Source organism: Agromyces cerinus (assembly GCF_016907835.1).
GTDB classification, from domain to species: domain Bacteria; phylum Actinomycetota; class Actinomycetes; order Actinomycetales; family Microbacteriaceae; genus Agromyces; species Agromyces nitratus.
On record NZ_JAFBCT010000001.1, the window covers coordinates 1,864,301 to 1,884,057 of the forward strand.

Annotated in this window: 23 protein-coding genes; 10 read left to right on the forward strand and 13 right to left on the reverse strand. The window is 71.4% G+C overall.

Annotated elements, in window-relative coordinates; translation table 11 throughout:
* Window positions 1–111 precede the first annotated feature (111 nt).
* A complete protein-coding gene (locus JOE59_RS08660) occupies window positions 112–927 on the forward strand; it encodes a glycosyltransferase family 2 protein (protein ID WP_204459856.1) in 816 nt (271 codons plus the stop codon).
* Between the two features lie 24 nt (window positions 928–951).
* Here the strand turns inward: JOE59_RS08660 and JOE59_RS08665 are convergent, their stop codons facing one another.
* Window positions 952–1,809 carry an alpha/beta fold hydrolase gene (locus JOE59_RS08665; RefSeq protein WP_307837130.1) on the reverse strand — a complete coding sequence of 286 codons (858 nt, stop codon included), beginning with the start codon at window positions 1,807–1,809 and terminating at the stop codon, window positions 952–954.
* 246 nt (window positions 1,810–2,055) lie between these two features.
* Here JOE59_RS08665 and JOE59_RS08670 point away from each other — a divergent pair, with 246 nt between their 5' ends.
* Window positions 2,056–2,433: a thioredoxin family protein gene (locus tag JOE59_RS08670; protein WP_179549776.1), complete on the forward strand. Its 378-nt coding sequence runs from the start codon at window positions 2,056–2,058 to the stop codon at window positions 2,431–2,433.
* Window positions 2,434–2,484: 51 nt separating this feature from the next.
* Here JOE59_RS08670 and JOE59_RS08675 read toward each other — a convergent pair whose 3' ends face one another.
* The 4 genes from JOE59_RS08675 to JOE59_RS08690 all read right to left on the reverse strand — a co-directional run bounded on the left by JOE59_RS08675 (window position 2,485) and on the right by JOE59_RS08690 (window position 6,300).
* Window positions 2,485–3,099 carry a hypothetical protein gene (locus JOE59_RS08675; protein ID WP_204459857.1) on the reverse strand — a complete coding sequence of 205 codons (615 nt, stop codon included), beginning with the start codon at window positions 3,097–3,099 and terminating at the stop codon, window positions 2,485–2,487.
* A gap of 61 nt (window positions 3,100–3,160) precedes the next feature.
* Window positions 3,161–4,048: an LLM class flavin-dependent oxidoreductase gene (locus tag JOE59_RS08680; RefSeq protein ID WP_204459859.1), complete on the reverse strand. Its 888-nt coding sequence runs from the start codon at window positions 4,046–4,048 to the stop codon at window positions 3,161–3,163.
* 31 nt (window positions 4,049–4,079) lie between these two features.
* Window positions 4,080–5,282 (reverse strand): trans-sulfuration enzyme family protein, encoded by a 1,203-nt coding sequence (locus tag JOE59_RS08685; RefSeq protein WP_204459861.1) that lies wholly within the window; start codon window positions 5,280–5,282, stop codon window positions 4,080–4,082.
* Between the two features lie 52 nt (window positions 5,283–5,334).
* Window positions 5,335–6,300: an EamA family transporter gene (locus JOE59_RS08690; RefSeq protein WP_204459863.1), complete on the reverse strand. Its 966-nt coding sequence runs from the start codon at window positions 6,298–6,300 to the stop codon at window positions 5,335–5,337.
* A gap of 94 nt (window positions 6,301–6,394) precedes the next feature.
* Here JOE59_RS08690 and JOE59_RS08695 point away from each other — a divergent pair, with 94 nt between their 5' ends.
* Window positions 6,395–6,940 (forward strand): CGNR zinc finger domain-containing protein, encoded by a 546-nt coding sequence (locus JOE59_RS08695; protein WP_204459865.1) that lies wholly within the window; start codon window positions 6,395–6,397, stop codon window positions 6,938–6,940.
* 291 nt (window positions 6,941–7,231) lie between these two features.
* On the opposite strand, the gene rpsO is transcribed toward JOE59_RS08695, so the two are convergent.
* The gene (gene rpsO / locus JOE59_RS08700) at window positions 7,232–7,501 is read right to left on the reverse strand and encodes a 30S ribosomal protein S15 (RefSeq protein WP_056658110.1); all 270 of its coding nucleotides are present in this window, start codon (window positions 7,499–7,501) and stop codon (window positions 7,232–7,234) included.
* Window positions 7,502–7,635: 134 nt separating this feature from the next.
* Window positions 7,636–8,634: an NAD(P)-dependent alcohol dehydrogenase gene (locus tag JOE59_RS08705; RefSeq protein WP_204459867.1), complete on the reverse strand. Its 999-nt coding sequence runs from the start codon at window positions 8,632–8,634 to the stop codon at window positions 7,636–7,638.
* A 128-nt stretch (window positions 8,635–8,762) separates the two neighbouring features.
* Here JOE59_RS08705 and JOE59_RS08710 point away from each other — a divergent pair, with 128 nt between their 5' ends.
* The 3 genes from JOE59_RS08710 to JOE59_RS08720 all read left to right on the forward strand — a co-directional run bounded on the left by JOE59_RS08710 (window position 8,763) and on the right by JOE59_RS08720 (window position 9,903).
* On the forward strand, window positions 8,763–8,957 hold the full coding sequence (locus JOE59_RS08710) for a hypothetical protein (RefSeq protein WP_204459869.1): 195 nt from the start codon (window positions 8,763–8,765) through the stop codon (window positions 8,955–8,957).
* Between the two features lie 56 nt (window positions 8,958–9,013).
* A complete protein-coding gene (locus JOE59_RS08715) occupies window positions 9,014–9,379 on the forward strand; it encodes a DUF488 domain-containing protein (RefSeq protein WP_204459871.1) in 366 nt (121 codons plus the stop codon).
* Window positions 9,380–9,441: 62 nt separating this feature from the next.
* The gene (locus tag JOE59_RS08720) at window positions 9,442–9,903 is read left to right on the forward strand and encodes a CHRD domain-containing protein (RefSeq protein WP_204459873.1); all 462 of its coding nucleotides are present in this window, start codon (window positions 9,442–9,444) and stop codon (window positions 9,901–9,903) included.
* A 78-nt stretch (window positions 9,904–9,981) separates the two neighbouring features.
* On the opposite strand, the gene JOE59_RS08725 is transcribed toward JOE59_RS08720, so the two are convergent.
* Together JOE59_RS08725 and JOE59_RS08730 are read right to left on the reverse strand one after the other, a co-directional pair.
* Window positions 9,982–10,833, reverse strand: a complete 852-nt coding sequence (locus JOE59_RS08725; RefSeq protein WP_204459875.1) for a CPBP family intramembrane glutamic endopeptidase — start codon at window positions 10,831–10,833, stop codon at window positions 9,982–9,984.
* A 10-nt stretch (window positions 10,834–10,843) separates the two neighbouring features.
* Window positions 10,844–11,734 carry a hypothetical protein gene (locus tag JOE59_RS08730; protein WP_204459877.1) on the reverse strand — a complete coding sequence of 297 codons (891 nt, stop codon included), beginning with the start codon at window positions 11,732–11,734 and terminating at the stop codon, window positions 10,844–10,846.
* A 115-nt stretch (window positions 11,735–11,849) separates the two neighbouring features.
* On the opposite strand from JOE59_RS08730, the gene JOE59_RS08735 reads away from it, so the two are divergent.
* Both JOE59_RS08735 and JOE59_RS08740 read left to right on the forward strand, forming a co-directional pair.
* Window positions 11,850–12,893: a M4 family metallopeptidase gene (locus JOE59_RS08735; RefSeq protein WP_204459879.1), complete on the forward strand. Its 1,044-nt coding sequence runs from the start codon at window positions 11,850–11,852 to the stop codon at window positions 12,891–12,893.
* Between the two features lie 29 nt (window positions 12,894–12,922).
* Entirely contained in the window at window positions 12,923–13,234 is a 312-nt protein-coding gene (locus JOE59_RS08740; protein ID WP_204459881.1) for a protealysin inhibitor emfourin, read from the forward strand.
* Here the strand turns inward: JOE59_RS08740 and JOE59_RS08745 are convergent.
* Entirely contained in the window at window positions 13,134–13,844 is a 711-nt protein-coding gene (locus tag JOE59_RS08745; RefSeq protein WP_204459883.1) for a lysoplasmalogenase, read from the reverse strand. The genes JOE59_RS08740 and JOE59_RS08745 overlap by 101 nt on opposite strands.
* 55 nt (window positions 13,845–13,899) lie before the next feature.
* On the opposite strand from JOE59_RS08745, the gene JOE59_RS08750 reads away from it, so the two are divergent.
* Complete coding sequence (locus JOE59_RS08750; protein WP_204459886.1) at window positions 13,900–14,934, forward strand: hypothetical protein; 1,035 nt, start codon at window positions 13,900–13,902, stop codon at window positions 14,932–14,934.
* Between the two features lie 4 nt (window positions 14,935–14,938).
* Here the strand turns inward: JOE59_RS08750 and JOE59_RS08755 are convergent, their stop codons facing one another.
* From JOE59_RS08755 to JOE59_RS08765, 3 genes are all read right to left on the reverse strand, one after another.
* Complete coding sequence (locus JOE59_RS08755; protein ID WP_204459888.1) at window positions 14,939–15,310, reverse strand: FKBP-type peptidyl-prolyl cis-trans isomerase; 372 nt, start codon at window positions 15,308–15,310, stop codon at window positions 14,939–14,941.
* 205 nt (window positions 15,311–15,515) lie between these two features.
* Window positions 15,516–16,685 (reverse strand): PrsW family intramembrane metalloprotease, encoded by a 1,170-nt coding sequence (locus JOE59_RS08760; protein ID WP_204459890.1) that lies wholly within the window; start codon window positions 16,683–16,685, stop codon window positions 15,516–15,518.
* A 9-nt stretch (window positions 16,686–16,694) separates the two neighbouring features.
* Complete coding sequence (locus tag JOE59_RS08765; RefSeq protein ID WP_204459891.1) at window positions 16,695–18,119, reverse strand: FAD-binding oxidoreductase; 1,425 nt, start codon at window positions 18,117–18,119, stop codon at window positions 16,695–16,697.
* A gap of 75 nt (window positions 18,120–18,194) precedes the next feature.
* On the opposite strand from JOE59_RS08765, the gene JOE59_RS08770 reads away from it, so the two are divergent.
* Window positions 18,195–19,754, forward strand: coding sequence for a DNA-3-methyladenine glycosylase 2 family protein (locus JOE59_RS08770; RefSeq protein WP_204459892.1), 1,560 nt, complete (start codon window positions 18,195–18,197; stop codon window positions 19,752–19,754).
* Window positions 19,755–19,757 lie beyond the last annotated feature (3 nt).

Here is a 19,757-nt window from a genome sequence, read left to right on the forward strand (position 1 = left end):
GCGGGCCAGCATATGTGGTGCGACGAGCGGGCAACAGCCCCCGTTCCGAATCGGGCGCACCGACGCACGGATCGAGCGTGGCACGACCGCCTCGTGGCTAGACTCGCCGTGATGGGCACGATTTCGGTCATCATTCCGAGCTTGAACGATGCGGACTTCCTCGCCGCATGCCTCGTTGCGCTCGCGACCCAGACCCGGCACCCCGACGAGATCATCGTCGTCGACAACGGCTCGACGGATGCCACCACCGAGGTCGCCCTCGCCGCCGGCGCACGCGTGGTGCACGAGCCGCTGCGCGGCATCTGGCCGGCGACGGCCGCCGGGTTCGACGCGGCATCCGGTGATCTGCTCGCCCGACTCGACGCCGACTCGGTCCCCGCGCCCGACTGGATCGCCGAGATCGAGCGGCGCATGGCCGGATCGGATCACCCAGCCGTCGTCACGAACGGCGGCGTGTTCTACGGCCGCAACGCGGTCGTTCGTTGGATCGCCCGCAACATCTACATCGGCGGCTACTTCACGGTCATCGGCGCGTTGCTGGGGCATCCGCCCATCTTCGGCTCGAACTATGCGATGCGGGCCGACGCGTGGACCCGACTCCGCGACCTCGTGCACCGCGATCGCGCCGACGTGCACGACGACCTCGACCTCGCTTGGTGGATGCAGCCGGGCATGACCGTCGTGCGCGACCGCCGCATGCTGGTGGGCGTCTCGGCGCGCCCGTTCGACAGCTTCGACGGTCTCGCGCGGCGAGTGCGCATGGCGTTCCACACGATGTCGGTCGAGTCGCGCGAATGGCCGCCGCTCACCAGGCGCGCGGAACGACGTCGCGCGCCCGTCTGGGTGTGGGAGGCGAGCGGGCTGCCTGCCGATCCCGACGGGGCCGTCGCTGCCGAGACCGATGGCGAGGAACCGCTGCCCGCGTGAGGGCGGACGGCCCGCCGCCGACGACTACGGAGTGAGGTCGGTCGCCGCGAAGAGGGCGAGCATGTCGCGTACGAGCTGATGCGGCGCCGTCTCGCACGGGCTGTGCCCGGTCGGATACACGGCGAGATGCGCCCCGATCTCTCGAGCGAACCGCTCATGGAGTTCGCGCGGCCAGAGGTCGTGCTCCCCCACCGCGACGAGCTTCGGAATCATCGACGCGGTGAGATCCGCCCGCAGGTCGGGCGTCGCCATCATGAGCGCGATGATGTCGTCGACGCTCTCGCGCCGCGTGAGCGCGAAACGCTCGCGCACGAATTCGAGCCGGCGCGGCGGCACCCGGTTGAGGTTGTTGCGAATGCCCCACAGCATGAGCGCCGCGCCCTGGTGCGGCGAGGTGAACGAGCTGATCGGCCCGATGCGCTTGACCCCGCGGAACGTCTGGCCCGGCTCGGGAGGGGCGCTGAGGAGCGTGAGGCTCGCGAACCGGTCGGGTCGCTCGAGCAGGGCGAGTTCGGCGAGCGTGCCGGCGAAGCTGTATCCCAGCACGTGCGCGGGCGCCGTGCCGTCGTCGAGCACGGCCAGCAGGTCGTCGAGGAAGAGCCGTTCGTCGTAGCGCCGGCGCGCCGGATCGAGGTTCCACGGCCCGGCGCGCCACGACTCGTACTGCCCGGCGAGGTCGAAGGACTCGACCCGGTAGCCGGCCGCGGCGAACAGCGGCATCATGAGCACGAAATCCTCTTTGGACCCTGTGGCTCCGGGCACGAGCACGATGCGCGGGGCGGCGGGCGGCCCCAGCGCGACCCGAGCGAGCGAGCCGCTCGGCGCCGCGAACATCGAGTGCTCCGCCCCTTCGGGGAAGACCCGCCAGTCGAGATCGGGGATGGCCTCGTCGGCACGGCGAGCCTCGTCGACGGCGACCCCGGAATCCGACGGAGCGTCGGCGACCGGGCCCCGCCGACGGAATGCACCGAGCGCGTCTCCGAATGCGACCACGCCTTCACGATAGCGGCGACGGCGCCGACGAGGTGAGGAAACCCCCAGCCGGCTCGCCCCACCGTCGAGCCGGCTCACACCTCGCGCAAAGCGAACGCCGAGCACGGCCACAGATTGCGCGTTTAGGCTGGGTGCATGGCTACCGTGGCGCTCACCCTTGACACCTTCGAGAAGACGATCCTCGAAGGCGGCACCGTCTTCGTCGACTTCTGGGCCGGATGGTGCGGTCCGTGCCTGCAGTTCGCACCGAACTACGAGGCCGCCGCAGAGGCGAACCCCGACCTCACGTTCGCCAAGGTCGACACCGAAGACCAGCAGCAGCTCGCCGCAGCCATGAACATCACGTCGATCCCGACGATCATGGCCTTCAAGGACGGCATCGGCGTCTTCGCACAGGCCGGCGCACTGCCCCGGCCGATGCTCGACGAGCTCATCTCCCAGGTGAAGGCGCTCGACATGGAGCAGGTTCGCGCGGACCTCGCCAAGCAGGAGGCCGAGGAGGCCTCGGCCTGACCCGCCGCCCCGCTGCGCGCGGCCGAGTCGCTCGGTCGACCGTGCGGCGCGTCACTCCGCCGGCGCGGCACCGAGCCGTTCGAGGCCGCTGAGGTCGAGTTCGACCCCGTACGGTCGTGAATCCCCCGTGATGAGCGCCGGCACCCGAACATAGCGGCCGCGCTCGCGCAGGCCGTCGAGCAGGTCGCGCCAACGGTCGTCGGCTGCGCCGCTGAGGAATCCGGCATGACGCGGCCGGTCGCCGCCGACCAGCTGCACACCGATGCGGTAGCGCCGCGACAGCCAGCGGCTCGCACGGGGCACGAGCACCGCATGCTGCTCGGGGCCGCCGTGCAACCGTGCGAGTTCGATCGCCGGTTGGTGCCGGTGCTCGTCGACCACCGGCGCGACGGCACGCACCCCACGTTCGACGCGCTCCGCGTCGACGAGTTCGAGCCCGTCGAGGCTCGTGAGGTCACCCCATTGGTCGGGGTTCGACCGTCGCGACCCGCGCACGAGGCCGACGATGAGCCACGCGACCGCCGCGGCGAGGATCGCGAGGAACGGCCACAGCAGCCACGGCGGACCCTCGGGTCGCACGACCCCCGTCAGCAGGAGCAGCACGAACACGACGAGGTACGGGAACGGCTCCCAGGCGAGCAGTGGCTTCGAACGGGGCGCGGGCATGTGCTTCAGGGTATCGCGGGCAGCATGACGCCAGGACCCGCGGATGCCTCGGCGCCCGTGATCAGCGCAGGCGCGGCATGAGCTCGGCGACCTCGTCGAGCACGGACTCGTCGCCCGCGTAGAGCCCGTGCTCGCGCGGCCAGTGCGCGACGACGTCGGTGAACCCGAGTTCGGCGGCACGCCCGACGGCGTCTTCGAAGGCCGCGGCGCTCGCGAGGCTGTACCGCGGCTCCGAGTCGAGCGAGAGGATGCGGTCGAGGCTCGCCGGATCGCGGTCCTGTCGCGCGCAGGCGTCGTCGAGCCGTGCGCTCAACTCGGCAAGACGCTGCCACCAGGCGTCGGTGTCGTCGATGGTGGTGCCCGTCGTCACCCAGCCGTCGCCGACCCGCGCCACGAGATCGAGGCTCTTCGGCCCCTCCGCCGCGAGGTGCAGCGGCATGCGCGGACGCTGCGCCGGCTCGCCGACCATGCGGGCGCCGGAAGCCGTGAACCACTCGCCCTCGAACGAGATGCCGCCCGACTCCGGCTCCTCGAAGCGCAGGAGCACGTCGAGCGCCTCGGCGAACTCGACGAACCGCTCGAGGCGCTGCCGCGGCGTGTACTCGGACTGACCGAGCACGAACGCGTCGAACCCCGTGCCGCCCGAGCCGACCCCGAGCAGCAGGCGGCCCCCCGAGATCTGGTCGAGCGTCGCGACCTCCTTCGCGAACGGCACCGGATGCCGGAAGTTCGGGCTCGCGACGAAGGTGCCGAGCCCGATGCGCTCGGTGACCATCGCGGCCGCCGTGAGGGTGGGCACCGTGGCGTGCCAGCGCTCCCCCGCGAGACCCCGCCACGAGAGGTGGTCGTAGGTCCAGGCGTGATCGAACCCGAGTTCCTCGGCACCGCGCCAGTAGTGCACCGCCTCGGGCCATTCGTACTGCGGGAGGATGATCACGCCGAATCGCATGATCAGATTCTAGGCAGTGCGACCGTGTCGTTCAGCCGCCGAGCGGGCCGACCGCGACATCGAGCGCCTGCCGCAGATCGGCGATCAGGTCGTCGGCGTCCTCGAGTCCGATCGAGAAGCGCAGGTGTCCGAAGGTCTTGAATCCGTCGGGATAGAACGCCACGCGCGGCCCGGTCGTGCCGACGTGCACGATGAGCGACTCGTCGTGCCCGAGCGAGACCGCCGAGGTCACGATGCGCAGGGCGTCGACGAAGGCGTTCTGCACCTCGGGTCCACCGTCGACGGCGAACGACATCACGCCGCCGTAGGCGCCGCCGAATTGCGTCGTCGCCAGGTCGTGCTGCGGGTGCCCCGCGAGCCCCGGGTACGCGACGAACGCGATGCGCGGGTCGGCGTCGAGCGCCTCGGCGACGCGCAGCGCGGTCGGGAAGGTCTGGCGGAGGCGCAGCGGCAGCGTCACCGAGCCGCGCATGATGAGCCACGCGTTGAACGGGCTGATGACGCCGCCCACATCGACCATGGCGTCGGCCTTCAGCTGCGCGATGAGCTCGCGCCGGCCCGTGACGGCCCCGCCCATGGCGTCGCCGTGGCCATTGATGTACTTCGTGAGCGAGTGCACCGAGAGGTCGGCGCCATGATCGAGCGGGCGGAAGAATGGCGGCGGCGTGAACGTCGAGTCGACGCTGAGCAGGGCGCCGGCCTCATGTGCGATCGAGGCGACGCCCGCGACATCCGTCACCTTCGTCGTGGGGTTCGCGATGGCCTCGATGTGCACGAGACGCGTGTTCGGGCGGAGCGCCGCACGCACCGCGTCGAGGTCGCTCGTGTCGACGAAATCGGCCTCGATGTCGTACTTCTCGGGGAAGAGCTCGGTGAAGAGCCGATAGGTCGCCTCGTACGAGACATCCGAGACGATGACGTGGTCGCCCGTCTTCAGGAACGTGAAGAAGACCGCGTGCAGCGCCGCGACGCCGCTGGCGAGCACGACCGAGTCCTCGCCGTGCTCGAGCAGTGCGAGTTTCTGCTGCAGCCCGATCTGGTTCGCCCCAGAGTTGCGCGTGTAGAGCGGGCTCTCGGTGCCCGACCAGCTCATCGTCGACGGATCGTCGGGCAGCGCGTAGGAGTTCGCCATCACGATCGGCGTGCGGATCGCCCCCGACCCGCCGTCGACGGCGTTGCCGGCGTGCACCGCCTGGGTCGTGTCGGCGAGTTCGGTCCAGTCGGCGCGTGTCATGCCTCGACGCTACGCCCGGCTCATCGAGTATTACGGCCGGTTTCGAGCATCGCTACTCGCGGGCGTCGACGGCCACCGGGACGAGGTCGATGTCGAGGGCGACCGCTGCAGCATCCCTCGGCCGTTCGAACCGCACGAGCACGATGCCGCCGAGGATCAGCAGGCCGCCAGCCGCCTGCAGCGGGCCGATCGCCTCGCCGAGCACGAACCACGCGACGATCGCCGCGAAGATCACCTCGGAGAGCCCGAGGAACGACGACAGGCGCGTGCCGAGCATGCGGATCGCGCTGATGCCCGCGACGTAGGCGAACGCCGTCGACACGAGGCCGACCGTCAGCACCGGCACCCACCACGGCGCGACCGTGCCGAAGTACTGCACCTCGACGAACTCCGCCGAGAACGGCACGACGCCGACGATGCCCAGGCTGCCGAGCACGATCGCGCCCACCACGAAGCCGCTCGCGGCGAGGGCGATCGGGGGCACCGAGGCATCCGCCCGCTCGCCGAGCACGTAGTAGACGCAGACGCCGACCATCGCGACGCCCGCCAGCAGCAGGCCGACGACGTCGAGCCCGCCGCCGCCCGGGCCGATCACGAGGTACAGGCCCGCGATCGCGAGCACCGAGCCCGCGATGACGACGAGCTGCGGCGCCCGGCGCTGGCGCGCCCAGGCCACGAGCACGAGTGCGACGGGTGCGAGGTACTCGATGAGCAGCGTCGTGCTGACGGGGATGAGCGCGATCGAGGCGTAGAAGGCGACCTGGGTGCCGACGACGGCGATGAGGGCGTACGCGAGCACCGTCCACCGGGCGTGCCAGAGCGGTCGCAGGTCGAACTTCAGGGCGATGAGGCCGGGCACGATCAGCGCGATCGCGGCGACGCCGATGCGGGCGAAGACCGCGGCGCCCGGCGACCAGCCCGACTCGAGGAGCGGCTTGACGACCACGCCGCCGGCGCCGAACGCGAGGCCTGCGGCGAGGCCGAGCACGATGCCGATGAAGCCCTTCGAACCGCGCATCGGCGTCTCCTTCTCGTGGTGTGGATTCGTGGCGGCGTCATGACCGAACGACGTTATGCTCGTGACAGTACCGGCAACGGACGTCAGGAGTCAAATGATCTTCACCGATGACACGATCGCGGCACTCGGCTTCGTCGCCGCGCTGGCCGACACCGTGCCCGAGGCATCCGAATCGGGCGCCGACGAGCTCTCCACACCCGAGCAGCTCGGCGCGATCCTCGACGCCTGGTGGTACTCCGGCCGGCGCGACGGCACCGCAGCGGAGGTCGCCGAGGTCGCAGCCGCGCGCGACCGGTTGCGCGCGCTCTGGCGTCTCGACCGCGACGACGCCGTGACCGAGGTGAACGCGATCCTCGACGAGGCGAACGCCCTGCCCCGGCTCGTGCGGCACGACGACCTCGACTGGCACGTGCACGCGACCAGTCAGGACGCCCCGCTCGCCTCGCGCATCCTCGTCGAGGCGGCCATGGCGTTCGTCGACGTCATCCGCGCCGACGGCATGGATCGCCTGCGCATGTGCCAGGCCGACGACTGCACCGGCATCTACGCCGACCTGTCGAAGAACGCCTCCCGCCGCTATTGCAGCACGCGATGCGGCAACCGCATGGCCGCCCGGGCGCACCGCGCACGCGCCGAGTAGCCCACACCCTCCGAGCCCTCCCCAGCTTTGCCCTCCCCTTGCTCCGCCTGGCCAGGCCCCCGTCCGTTCGCCCGCCCACAACTGCGGATATACGATCCGACACGCCGAACAGCGGCGGGTGGCCGCGGCGCGCCAGATCGTATATCCGCAGTTGCGTTCGCGCGCGACCGAGTGAGACGGATCAGGTCACGGCCCGGACGAGCTCGCCCGGGGATGACGAAAGCCCCCGGCCGGCTCGTGAGAGCTGGGCGGGGGCTTCCGCAAGAAGTTCGCGGGTTCAGCGAGAGTCGATTAGCGGCGCAGGCCGAGACGCTCGATGAGCTTGCGGTAGCGGTTGATGTCCACATCGGCGAGGTAGCCGAGCAGACGACGACGCTGACCGACGAGGAGCAGCAGGCCACGACGCGAGTGGTGGTCGTGCTTGTGCTCCTTCAGGTGCTCGGTGAGGTCCTTGATTCGCTTCGTGAGGAGCGCGATCTGGACCTCGGGGGATCCAGTGTCACCGGGGTGCGTCGCGTACTCTTCGATGATCGCCTTCTTGACATCAGCTTCAAGTGCCATAGATGGGATCCCCTTTCTTCTTGTTGCGCGCTGCCCGTGGCAGAATGCCCGGGCTCTCTTTATGCGCGGCCGTCATGACGGCAACCTCAATACTCTACCAGAGCGGATGCCTCGCGGCCGACGTGCCCGGTTCGTCAGCCGACCTCGATGACCGACTTGCCGAGCACCGCGCCCGACTGCAGGCGCGCGAGCTGCTGCGGCACCTGATCGAGCGGATGGGGGCCGTCGATGAGCGCCCGCAGCTCACCGGCTGCGGCGAGCGCGGCGATCCCGGGCAGGTCGCGATTGGGCACGGCAGCGAGCAGGCCGACGTGCCGGGCGGCCTCCGCGTCCGCCTCGGACCGGCGACCGGCGCGGGCACTCGCGACGAGCACCTGAGCGATGCGGCGGGGACTGCCGCCGATGTACACGGCGCGGCCGCCCTCGGCGAGCATCTCGCCCGACTGCGACGGCGGCAGCGCGCCGACCACGTCGAGCACGAGGTCGAAGGCGTGGCGCGGTTCGGTGCCGTCGCCGACGCCCGAGACCACCACGTCGGCGCCGAGCTCGGCGAGCGCGTCGAGCTTCCACATCGCCCGCTCCACCGCGGTCACATGGGCGCCACCGCGCTTCGCGAGCTGGATCGCGAAGGTGCCCACTCCCCCGCCCGCGCCGACGATGAGCACGCGCCTGCCGTGCAGCGAACCGTTCGGCACCACCGCGTCTGCCCCGCCGAGCGCCTGCCACGCCATGCTCGCAGCCTGCGGCAGCGCGGCGGCGGTGAGGTCGTCGAGCCCGGTCGGTCTCGCCACGAATGCCTCATCGCGCGCGACGACGCGCTCGGCGAACCCGCCCCAGCCCGCGGCCGAGAGCTCTCCGAAGACGGCATCGCCGACACGGTGCCGGGTCACGCCTCCGCCGACGGCGACGACGGTGCCCGAGACATCCGAGCCGATCACCCGACGCTTGGGGCGAAGCGGCGCCTCGAGGCGCACGAGCGTCGCCCCGGTCGCGAGGTCGACGTCCCATGAGTTGAGTGAGACAGCTGCGATCCGCACGACGACCTCGCCGGCTCCCGGCACCGGATCCGCGAGCTCGGCGAGGCGCATGACCCGCTCGGGCGGGCCGTAGCGGTCGAGCACGATCGCACGCATGCGCGGCATCCTTCCGTGGGGCTTCAGTGGCTTCGGGGGTGGTCTCGAGCTGGTCCGAGGATACCGAGCGTGCGGCCGGGCGGCAGCCGATGCTTGCGGCGCGACCTCCGGTGCGGGAAGCTGCCCGCATGCGAAAGCCAGTTCTCGTCGCGATCGGAGCACTCGTCGTCGTCATGGGCGTCGTCTTCATGTTCCAGGGCATCGGCCTCATCGGCGGCAGCGCCATGACCGGCTCGCTGCTCTGGGCGATCCTCGGACCGATCATCGCGCTCGGCGGGCTCGCGCTCATCGTGGTCGGATTGCGGAGCCGACCGAAGAGCTGACGACGTCGGCACGGCGGTCGCTTGGCACGACGGATGCCCCGGGGCAGACTGACCCCATGGGGTTCGTCATCAAGCGCGTCTACGACCAAGCCGAGGCATCCGACGGCTTTCGTGTGCTCGTCGACCGGCTCTGGCCGCGCGGAGTGAGCAAGGAGCGCGCCGAGCTCGATCTGTGGGACAAGGACGTGGCGCCCTCCCCCGAGCTCCGCACCGAGTGGCACCACGACCGCGAGCGGTTCGACGAATTCGCCGATCGATACCGCGGCGAACTCGACGCGAACGACGCCGCGCGGGCGCTCGTCGCGCTCGGCGACGAGCACGATCGGGTCACGCTGCTGTTCGGCGCGCGCGACGAGCAGGTCAACCACGCGGCGGTGCTGCTCGAGTGGCTCGGCGAGCACGGGGCATCCGTCGACGGCTGACCTTGCGGCGCCGAATCGCCCGGCGTAGCGTGCGAACCGATCGAAGGAAGTGAACCGTCATCATGATCACGATCACTCGAACACGCACCATCGCACTCGGCCTCACGGCCATCGCCGCCCTCGCATTCGCGGGTGCGGGAGCAGCTCAGGCGGCACCGCCCGGCACTCCGGCGATCCCGCTCAACAACGAGCAGGAAGCGCAGACGACCGGCGCCACCGGCGGCGCACGCGGATTCTTCGCCTACGAGATCAGCGACGGCGAGTTCTGCTACACGCTCGAGGTGGAGGGCCTCACCGCCGGCGCCACCGCGGCGCACGTGCACGTCGGCCCGCGCAACGTCGCCGGCCCCGTCGTCATCCCGATCCCGGTGCCGAACTCGACGAGCTTCGAGGTCTCGGCCTGCGCCGTCCCCGCGCCCGCCCCGGCACTGCTCGACGCGATCGAGGCGAACCCGAAGGCCTACTACATCAACGTGCACACGCCGACATTCATGGGCGGCGAGACGCGCGGCCAGTTGAAGTAGGCGCGCTCCTGAAGCAGGCACGATGCGAACGAGCGGATGCCGCGGCATCCGTTCGCCCGAACGCAGCCCGACGCGGCCTTACGGCGCCAGCAGGAAGATCGCCGGCCATCCGTTGTGCGCGTACACGATGACCGCGAACACCACCGCGTCGAAGAGCATGTGCACCGTGAACACGTAGCCGAGCGACTTGGTGAGCTTGAACGTGTACCCCTGGATGAGCGCGAACGGGATCGTGAGCAGCGGACCCCACGACTGGTAGCCGAGCTCCCACAGGAACGAGACGAACACGATCGTCTGCAGCAGGTTCGCCTGCCACGACGGGAAGTGCCGGCGCAGCAGCACGAAGACGGTGCAGACGAAGAACAGCTCGTCCCACGTGCCGACGGCGCCGACGCCGACGAACAGGCGCGCGATCTCGTCGGGCTCGGTCACCGTCGGCCAGTTCTGGTACGCGCCAGAGCTGATGAAGTAGAACGGCAGGATCAGCCAGCCCGCGAGCGTCACGAAGATCAGGTAGAGCCACTGCGTGCGATTCCAGCGCCGGCCCGTGCGCCACGGGAAGCGGATGACGTGCTCGCGGTACACGAATCGCGAGATGACGTACGGCACGAGCACCGCGAGCCCGAGCACGACCGCGAAGCGCACCATGCCCTCGTCGCTGAGGTCGGCCTTCAGCGACACCGTCGAGATGATGACCTGCCCGATGGCGATGAGCGCGAGGTCGGCGAGCAGCCGCTCGGTGCGGCCCGACCGGTCGCAGAGCCACGCGGCCAGGAGGCCGACGGCGAGCATCGCGTACCCGGCGATCGGCACCATGAATCCGAACAGCAGCACGGCGGCACCGCACACGAGGACGGCGGGCACGAGGGCGATCGGATGCGTCCGCAGCTCGGGCGGTTCGACGGTCTCGGCGGTGTTCGTGCTCGGCATCGGGGACTCGCTAGTCGTCGTCGCCGAGCTCGCCGCGCTGCGACGCCACGACCCATCGAGAGAGGAACAGCGCGCCGGCCTCGTCGTGGATGAGGTCGCCCGCGGTGAGCACCGGGTACGTGGTGTCCGGGATGCCCTCGGCCGGGCGCACGTCGACGTGGCGAACCCGCTCACCGCGTTCGGCGAGCCAGTCGGCCATGCGGTAGTCGCCGCGCGAGTCGCCCATCGTGCGCCAGTGCTGCGGGCGGATGCCGCGCTGCTCGAGCAGCTCGACGGCCCGTGCGGCCCCGAGGTCCTTGCCGAGACGCACGGATTCGACGTCGGTCGAGATGATCGTCGGGTCGATGCGCCAGTGCACGCGCCCCGCGGCATCCGGTCGCTCATCGCCGTCCCGCACCGTGCCGAAGCCCCGCGCCGCGAGCCGTTCGTGGGCGTGCGCGTCGAAGCGCGGCTGGGCCCCGAGATAGTCGTCGGATGCCACGTGCACGTGCTGCTCGACCGAGACCATCGCGCGCTTCGTGTCGTCGAAGAAGGCGAACTCGTCGAAGTGCGCCTCGACGTAGGCGCGCATGTCGGCGGCGAAGTCGGCGGGCATCGCGAGGTCGAGGTCGACGAAGACCTCGCCGAGGCCGTGCTGATCGATGGCTGCCCAGACCGCGCCCTTCTCGCAGATCGCCCAGACGGGCGCGCCCGGCTCGAGACCTGCGGCGAGCAGCGGCGGCACGACCTGCTCGGCGATGAACGCATCGGAGCGGCCCGTGTTGAAGATCACGGGGTTGCCGGCGTTCGCGAGGGCCGCGAGGTCGCGGGCGATCGACGGGAACGCGATCGACCGCGTCACGGGGCTCGCGATGGGGCCGTCGACGTCGAGCAGGAGGCCGAGGAGCGGGGTGGTGGTCACGCAACCAGCCTATGGCGAGGCGCTCGGTGCGGTGCCCGACCGATGTCGGCGGCGCTGCGACGACTCGTGAGCGCGGTTCAGCGCCGATGTCGCCGGCAGGTGCGAGCATCGAGGCATGCAGCAGATCGTGCCTCCCTACCTGCTCGACCGCATCGCCCACGCGGCCGGCCCGCGGTTCCCCATCGCGGCCGAGGCGGCGCGGCGCGCACTGCTGCGCGAGCCTCCGGCACGTCTCGGCGTCGAGCCGCTGCCCGAGCTGCCGACCGTGCTGCCCGACGCGCCGTCGGCGCCCGACCGCCGCATCTCCGACGCCGAGGGCCGGGAGAAGCTGCCGGGCCGCCTCGTACGCCGAGAGGGCGAGCGCGCCACGGGCGACGAAGCCGTCGACGACGCATACGACGGCCTCGGCGACACGCATCGCCTGTTCGACCGGGTCTTCGGCCGCGACTCGATCGACGGCGCCGGCATGCCCCTCGAGGCGACCGTGCACTTCGGCGACAACTACGACAACGCCTTCTGGGACGGCGAGCGCATGGTGTTCGGCGACGGCGACGGCGAGGTCTTCAGCGGCTTCACCGACTCGCTGAGCGTCATCGGCCACGAGCTGGCACACGGGGTCACCGAACACACGGCGAAGCTGCGCTACCAGGGGCAGTCCGGGGCACTCAACGAGCATGTCTCAGATGCCTTCGGCGCGCTCGTCGAGCAGTACGCGCTCGGCCAGGACGCCGGGGCGGCGAGCTGGCTCATCGGCGAGGGCATCTTCACCGACGAGGTGCAGGGCCGGGCGCTGCGCTCGATGCTCGAGCCGGGCACGGCCTACGACGACGACGTGCTCGGCCGCGACCCGCAGCCCGCGCACATGCGCGACTACATCGAGACCGACGACGACAACGGCGGCGTGCACCTGAACTCCGGCATCCCGAACCGGGCGTTCGCACTCGCCGCGACGGAGTTGGGCGGCTTCGCGTGGGAGCACGTGGGGCGCATCTGGTACGACGTGCTCACCTCGGGGCGACTGTCGCCCGACGAGGACTTCGCGGGCTTCGCCGCCGAGACCGTGCGAGCGGCGCGAGAGCGCTTCGGGCGCGAGAGCCGTGAGGAGCGCGCCGTCATGCACGGCTGGGCTGCGGTCGGCATCGAGGTGCCTCCGGAGTAGCCTCCACGCCTGCGGAGTACGATCAGCCCATGGACGTCATCGTGTCCCGGAGCGGTGGCCTCGCCGGCACCAGGCTCACCTGGGAGGTTCGCGTCGACGAGCAGCCCGATCCCGACGAGTGGTACATCCTCATCGACGAGATCCCGTGGGGCGAGCCGCCACCGCTGCCGCCCGAGCCCGACCGCTTCGTCTACCGCATCCGCTGCGAGCCGCACGAGGCGACGCTCGCCGAGCGCCAGCTCACGGGGCCGTGGCGTCAGCTCGTCGATCGGGTGCAGGAGACGACGGACCCGCAGCGGCTCGGCGCGACAGAGTCGCGGCCACCACGCCCCACGCGATGAGTCCCTGCGCCGCGAGGTAGGTCGACATGACGACGAAGTCGTGGGCCGCGAACTCGTACCCGGGCAGGAACCTGCCGAGGGCGAGCACCGAGTCGGAGACGATGAAGCATGCACCGCCGAGCACGATCCACCTGCCGTGCATCGACGCGCACATCGCCATCGCGCCGATGGCCGCGGCGTAGAGCACGATCGGGGCGGCGAGCACGCCGGCGTGCGGCAGGAGCAGGCCGAGCACGACGATCATCCAGGCCCAGTAGACGTACGACCAGGCCGGCGGGCGGGGACGTGCACGGGGCATCCGCAGGAACAGCACGATGTAGGCCACGTGGGCGAGGAGGAACGAGCAGAGGCCGGCCGCGAACCATCCGTCACCCGGGAACGAGAGCAGCACGTCGCCGCCCCACGAGAACGCGATGCCCGTCAACAGCAACGGCACGGGCGCGCGCAACGGGCGCACGAGGAGCACCACCGCGAGGGCGAGCAGCGGCATCAGCAGCGCCTTCGTCGCCGTGACGCTCCACGCCGGGCCGAGGTACAGCAGCACGAGGTGCAGCGCCGAGACGACCAGGTACGGGGCGAACGCGATGAGTGGCGATCGGAAGCGGTTCACGTCGTCGCGCCTTTCGGGTTCCGGCCGTCGACCGGCCGCATGCCAGACTACCGAAATGCTGCTGCCGGCGATCGACCTCTCGTCCCTCACCCTTCCCGTCTCGGGCGCCGAGCTCGCGGCGCAGCGTCAGCGCGACCGTGCAGCTGCGCGCACCAACCGAGGCAGGATGATCGCACTCGCGATCGGTCTCGGCGTGTTCGGCATCGGATTCCTCGCGATGGTCGCGTACGGCATCATGGCGGCGCTCGACACGGGATGGACGTTCACCTTCGCGATCCTCACCGCGTGGGCGGTGTTCGCGACGATCGCGGTCGCCCGCCTCGCCAGCCTGCCCGCGGCGACGGGCGAACCGGCGAAGGCCGAGGCCCGACTGCATCGGCTGGCAGAGCTGAACGGCCTCGTGTACGAGCCGAACGTGGAGCCGCGACTGCCCGGCCGCCTGTTCGAGCGCCTCAGCGGGCGACGGCGCAACTCGCGCTTCACGACGACCTCGGGGCGCACCGTAGAAGTCGGCAACCTGCTCCACCCGCAGGCGAAGGCCGGCACGTCGGTGTCCGTCACGATCCGCGCGGGCGGCGTCGCCAGCACGACGGCCGACGACGGTTCGTACTGGCAGTACGTCGCCGTGCAGCTCGACGCGCACCTGCCCCACATGGTGCTCGAACCCGCGGCGGTGACGATGGCGAGCACCGGGCGACGCGCGTTCCCCGTCGACTTCGACGACGACCAGCACCTCTCGCTCGAGGGCGACTTCGACCGGTACTTCCGCTTGTTCGTGCCGAAGGAGTACGAGCGCGACGCACTCTACGTCTTCACGCCCGACCTCATGGCGGCGATGATCGACGAGGCGCCCGGCATGCACGTCGAGATCGTCGACGACTGGGTGATCTTCAGCCGCAACGGCCGCGTCGACTTCGCGTCGCCGTCGACGTGGGCGACGATCGATCGCACTGCGAACCGCGCGGCATCCCGAATCGTCGAACGCGGCGGCCGCTATCGCGACGAGCGCACGGCCGATGGAACGACGACGGCCGGCAGGGAGACGGTGCTGCGCACCGTGGCCCCTGCCGGCCGTCGACTCGAACGGTGAGCGGTCAGCTCACGCCGAGCAGGTCGATCACGAAGATGAGGGTCTTGCCCGACAGCTGGTGACCGCCGCCCGCGGGGCCGTAGGCCTGGTGCGGGGGCACGGTGAGCTTGCGGCGACCGCCGACCTTCATGCCGGGGATGCCCTCCTGCCAACCGCTGATGAGCGCCTGGAGGGGGAAGTTGATGGACTGGCCACGACCCCACGAGGAGTCGAATTCCTCGCCGCTGTCGTACTCGACGCCGAGGTAGTGCACGTCGACGGTCGAGCCGGGCTGCGCCTCGGCGCCGTCGCCGACGACGAGGTCTTCGATCACCAGCTCGACGGGAGCCGGCCCCTCGGGAGCGTCGATCTCGGGCTTGCTGTTCGTATCGGTCATACGTCAACCCAAACAGGTTCGCGGCCTCGTCGCAATCGCGGACAACCGTCCACCCCCCTCTTGCGCTGACTGCGAACACGTTGCAGTCTGGAGTCCTAGAACTCGTCGCCTGGTAGAGATGTCGGCAGTGCCACACCACAGGGCGACGAGTTTTTTGTGCTCAGTGCAGGGCCGCGCCGCTCTGCGGCGGCGGCCGGCGGAAGCCTCAGCTCAGCAGCACCCGGCGATCCTCGACGACGGCGGCGAGCAGACCCTGCTCGTTGACGATCGTGCGTTCGCTCGCGAGGCCGGTGGCGATGCGCTGGCGGGTGAAGGCGAGGTGCGTGGCATCCGCGATGAGCTTGCGCATGACGCCGGTGCGCGGCGGAGTCTGCGCCTTCGCCCAGGCCCTCGCCTGTCGCCGCCCGGCGGGCGTGGCGAGCATTTCGACCTCGGCCGGGCTGAACCACCCGGCGGCGCCGTACTCGGCGAGCCGGTGCCGGGTGACCCGCACCTCCTGTCGCCGCAGGAGCACGGTGAGCACGATCGCGGCGATGAAGATCGGCACCTGCACCGTGAGGTAGAGGCCGATCGCGTCGTCGGCGAAGGTGAGCGAGCCGTTCCAGAGCGCGTGCAGCGCGACCGCGCCGAGGAGGCCGAGCAGGAACCATCCGACGACGCCGGCTCCCCCGCCGCGGCGGGCGCCGATGCCGATGGCGAGCCCTGTGCACGCCGTGAAGAGCACGTGGGCGAACGGCGAGAAGAGGCCGCGCACGACGAAGGTCGCGCCGAGCGTCTCTGCGCCGCCCTCGACGAACGCCTCGCCGAAGTACAGCACGTTCTCGGTGAACGCGAAGCCCGCGGCGACGGTCGCGGCGTAGACGAGCCCGTCGACGGGGCCGTCGAAGTGCGAACGCGAGAAGGCGAAAATGAGCAGCACGCCGATGCCCTTCGCGACCTCCTCGACGATCGGCGCCTGCACGACCGCCTGCAGCGCTTCGTTCGGTGCGCCGCCGGGCTCGGCGTATGCCATCGCGAGCTGCACGCCGAGGTCGACGATGAGCGCGATCGCCACGGACACGGCGGCGCCCCAGAGGAAGGCGAACCACAGCGCCCAGCGCGGCTCGGGCTCCCAGCGGTCGACCCACCGCACGGCGAGCAGCACCATCGCGAGCGGCACGAGGGCGAGGAGCGACCCGATGAGGAGGGTCGACACGCCGAGCCCGACGGCGAGGTAGGCGAGCACCAGGAGGCCGACGAACCCGGCCACGACGATGCCGATGATCGCGAAGAGCACGCCGCCGCCGCGCGGCTTCGGCGGCGCCGTCCAGATCGGAGGCGCCGGCGACGGATTCAGGGCGGGGTCGGGGGCTGAGTTCGGGGCCACGGAGGTCACGCGGGCAGCCTATCGAGCGGGTGCCTCCGGCGCGTCGGAAGACACGGGTGCTTCGAACATGACCCCCGGGTTCAGGATGCCGCTCGGGTCGAAGAGCGCCTTGATGCCGCGCTGCAGCTCGAACGAGTCGTCGCCGAGCTCGTCGGCCAGCCAGCGCCGCTTCAGCACGCCGACGCCGTGCTCGCCGGTGAGCGTGCCGCCGAGCGCGACCGCGGTGCGGAACATGTCGTCGGCCGCGGCCCACACGTGCTCGGGCACCTCGTCGCCGGTGAACACGAAGTTCGGGTGCAGGTTCCCGTCGCCCGCGTGCGCGATCGTCGGGATCTCGATGCCGTGGCGTCGGCCGATCTCCTCGATCGCGCGGAACATCTCGGGCAGGCGCGAGCGCGGCACGGCGACGTCCTCGATGAGCACCTGGCCCGACGCCGCGAGCGCGGGGTGCATCGCCCGGCGGATGCCGAGCAGGCGATCGCCCGTCGCGGCATCCGTCGACAGCGTCACCCTGGCGCCCGACTCGGCGAACAGGCGGGCGATCTCGGCCCCCTCATCGGCGGCGCCGGCGCCGTCGCACTGCGCGAGCAGGAACGTCTCCGACGGGGCGAGCGTCGCGAGCGGCGTGCCGACGACGCCGTCTGTGCCGAGGTACGCCGCCACACGCGCGAGCCCGGCCGCGTCGATGAGCTCGAGCACGGCGGGCCGCAGGCGGGCCGCGGTGACGGCAGCGGATGCCGCGGCTGCGGCCTCGACGTCGGGAAGCACCGCGGCGACGGTGACCGTCTCGCCCGGCGTGATCGGCCGCAGCCGCACGGTCGCCTCGACGATCACGCCGAGCGTTCCCTCCGAACCGGTGAAGAGCGCCGTGAGGTCGTACCCCGTGACCCCCTTCACCGTGCGGTGCCCGGTGCGCAGCAGCCGCCCGTCGGCGAGCACGACCGCGAGGCCGAGCACCGCCTCACGGGTGACGCCGTACTTGGCGCAGAGGAGACCTCCGGCGTTGGTGGCGATGTTGCCGCCGATCGACGAGATGGCGCGGCTCGCGGGATCGGGCGCGAACCAGAGTCCGCGCGAGGCGAGCGCGTCGTTCAGGTCGCCGTTCAGCACGCCGGGCTCGACGACGGCGAGCTCGTCGGCCTCGGAGACCTCGAGCACCCGGTTCATGCGCGAGAGGTCGAGCACGATGGCGCCGGGGCTCGCGATGGCCCCGCCGGCGAGGCCCGTGCCGGCGCCGCGCGGCACCACGGGAGTCGACGTCTCATGGGCGATGCGCATGACGGCCTGCACCTCGGCGACGGATGCCGCGTGCACGACCGCGATCGGCGGGGTCGCGCTCCGCCACCCCGAGCGGTCCTCGCGGGCAGCCTCGAGATCGGCCGATGCGATGGAGACGGATGCCCCGAGGGCGTCTTGCAGGAGGGTCACGACGGCGTGCGGCATCCCTCCACCATACGGCGCGGCGCTGATGTCCGATTCCCGCTGGTCGGTGTCGTCGGGGCGTGCGAGGCTGGTCGCATGACGAGCACCGCGACCACCGCGCCCACCCGCCGCCGGCTGCACGGCGACCCGCTCGACGACCCCGAGTTCGCCGAGCGGTACCGGGCGATGCAGGCGCGCGACGCCCGCTTCGACGGGCAGTTCATCACGGGCGTGCACTCGACGGGCATCTACTGCCGGCCGAGCTGCCCGGCAGTCGCGCCGAAGGCGTCGAACGTCAGCTTCTATCTCACCGCGGCTGCAGCGCACGAGGCCGGCCTCCGGGCGTGCAAGCGGTGCCTGCCCGACGCCGTGCCCGGCTCTCCCCAGTGGGACCTGCGCGACGACCTCGCCGCCCGCGCCATGCGGCTCATCGCCGACGGCGTCGTCGAGCGCGAGGGGGTGCCGGGGCTCGCCGCCCGGCTCGGCTACACCCCGCGGCACCTTACGCGCGTGCTCACCGGCGAGCTCGGTGCCGGCCCGCTCGCACTGGCTCGCGCGCATCGCGCCCAGAACGCGCGGGCGCTGCTCACCTCGACCGCGCTGCCGGCCGCCGACGTGGCGTTCGCCTCGGGGTTCGGCAGCATCCGCCAGTTCAACGAGACGATCCGCGAGGTCTACGAGCGCAGTCCGCTCGAGCTCCGTGCCGCGGCTCGGGTGCGCGAGCGGCAGCCGCAGCCCTCGGCCGCCGTGCCCGACTCGGGCCCCGACGGCGGGGTGGTGCGGCTGCGGCTGCCGGCGCGGCCGCCGTTCGACGCCGCCGGCGTGTTCGGCTGGCTCGCGGCCCGAGCCCTCGACGGCGTCGAACACGCCGGCGACGCCCGCTACGAGCGCACGCTCCGCCTGCCCGGCGGCCCTGCCGTCGTCGCCTTCGCCGCGGCGGGCGACGCCGCCTCGCCCGCGATCGAGGTCGAGGCGCGCCTCGCGACCCTCGCCGACCTGCCCCCGCTGGTCGCCCGCGTGCGCCGGCTCTTCGACCTCGACGCCGACGCGGTGGCGATCGACGCCGCGCTCTCCCGAGACCCGGCGCTCGCGGCATCCGTCGCCGAGACTCCCGGCATCCGCGTGCCCGGATGCCTCGATCCCCACGAGCTCGTCTTCCGCGCACTCATCGGGCAGCAGGTCTCGGTGAAGGCGGCCCGCACCGCCCTCGCCCGGCTCGCCGCCGAGCTCGGCGAGCGCGTGGCCCCGCACGCCGACGGCGCTCCGTCGACGCTCTTCCCGTCGGCTGCGGCGATCGCCGAGCACGGGCCGGAGGTGCTCAGGGGCCCCGCTGCCCGGGTGCGCACCATCGTCGACGTCGCGAATCGGCTCGTGTCGGGTTCCCTGGTCGTGGCCTCCGAGCGCGAACGCATCGAACTGCAGTCCGACCTGCTCGCGGTGCCCGGCATCGGACCGTGGACGGCCGGCTACGTCGCGATGCGCGTGACCCGTGCCCCCGACGTGCTCCTCACCGGCGACCTGGCGCTGCGGAACGGCGCCGAACGACTGGGGCTGCCCTCGGCTGCGCGCGAGCTCGCCGTCCTCGGCACGCGGTGGGCACCCTGGCGCAGCTACGCGTCGATGCACCTCTGGCGCGCCGCGGGTGCAAAGATCTGATGT

What these genes read in the sequence shown, in the direction of transcription:
- JOE59_RS08660 (WP_204459856.1), top strand. Translation starts at nt 112, where the DNA reads ATGGGCACGATTTCGGTCATCATTCCGAGCTTGAACGATGCGGACTTC.
- JOE59_RS08670 (WP_179549776.1), top strand. Translation starts at nt 2,056, where the DNA reads ATGGCTACCGTGGCGCTCACCCTTGACACCTTCGAGAAGACGATCCTC.
- JOE59_RS08675 (WP_204459857.1), bottom strand. Translation starts at nt 3,099, where the DNA reads ATGCCCGCGCCCCGTTCGAAGCCACTGCTCGCCTGGGAGCCGTTCCCG.
- JOE59_RS08680 (WP_204459859.1), bottom strand. Translation starts at nt 4,048, where the DNA reads ATGCGATTCGGCGTGATCATCCTCCCGCAGTACGAATGGCCCGAGGCG.
- JOE59_RS08685 (WP_204459861.1), bottom strand. Translation starts at nt 5,282, where the DNA reads ATGACACGCGCCGACTGGACCGAACTCGCCGACACGACCCAGGCGGTG.
- JOE59_RS08690 (WP_204459863.1), bottom strand. Translation starts at nt 6,300, where the DNA reads ATGCGCGGTTCGAAGGGCTTCATCGGCATCGTGCTCGGCCTCGCCGCA.
- JOE59_RS08695 (WP_204459865.1), top strand. Translation starts at nt 6,395, where the DNA reads ATGATCTTCACCGATGACACGATCGCGGCACTCGGCTTCGTCGCCGCG.
- rpsO (WP_056658110.1), bottom strand. Translation starts at nt 7,501, where the DNA reads ATGGCACTTGAAGCTGATGTCAAGAAGGCGATCATCGAAGAGTACGCG.
- JOE59_RS08705 (WP_204459867.1), bottom strand. Translation starts at nt 8,634, where the DNA reads ATGCGTGCGATCGTGCTCGACCGCTACGGCCCGCCCGAGCGGGTCATG.
- JOE59_RS08710 (WP_204459869.1), top strand. Translation starts at nt 8,763, where the DNA reads ATGCGAAAGCCAGTTCTCGTCGCGATCGGAGCACTCGTCGTCGTCATG.
- JOE59_RS08715 (WP_204459871.1), top strand. Translation starts at nt 9,014, where the DNA reads ATGGGGTTCGTCATCAAGCGCGTCTACGACCAAGCCGAGGCATCCGAC.
- JOE59_RS08720 (WP_204459873.1), top strand. Translation starts at nt 9,442, where the DNA reads ATGATCACGATCACTCGAACACGCACCATCGCACTCGGCCTCACGGCC.
- JOE59_RS08725 (WP_204459875.1), bottom strand. Translation starts at nt 10,833, where the DNA reads ATGCCGAGCACGAACACCGCCGAGACCGTCGAACCGCCCGAGCTGCGG.
- JOE59_RS08735 (WP_204459879.1), top strand. Translation starts at nt 11,850, where the DNA reads ATGCAGCAGATCGTGCCTCCCTACCTGCTCGACCGCATCGCCCACGCG.
- JOE59_RS08740 (WP_204459881.1), top strand. Translation starts at nt 12,923, where the DNA reads ATGGACGTCATCGTGTCCCGGAGCGGTGGCCTCGCCGGCACCAGGCTC.
- JOE59_RS08750 (WP_204459886.1), top strand. Translation starts at nt 13,900, where the DNA reads ATGCTGCTGCCGGCGATCGACCTCTCGTCCCTCACCCTTCCCGTCTCG.
- JOE59_RS08755 (WP_204459888.1), bottom strand. Translation starts at nt 15,310, where the DNA reads ATGACCGATACGAACAGCAAGCCCGAGATCGACGCTCCCGAGGGGCCG.
- JOE59_RS08765 (WP_204459891.1), bottom strand. Translation starts at nt 18,119, where the DNA reads ATGCCGCACGCCGTCGTGACCCTCCTGCAAGACGCCCTCGGGGCATCC.
- JOE59_RS08770 (WP_204459892.1), top strand. Translation starts at nt 18,195, where the DNA reads ATGACGAGCACCGCGACCACCGCGCCCACCCGCCGCCGGCTGCACGGC.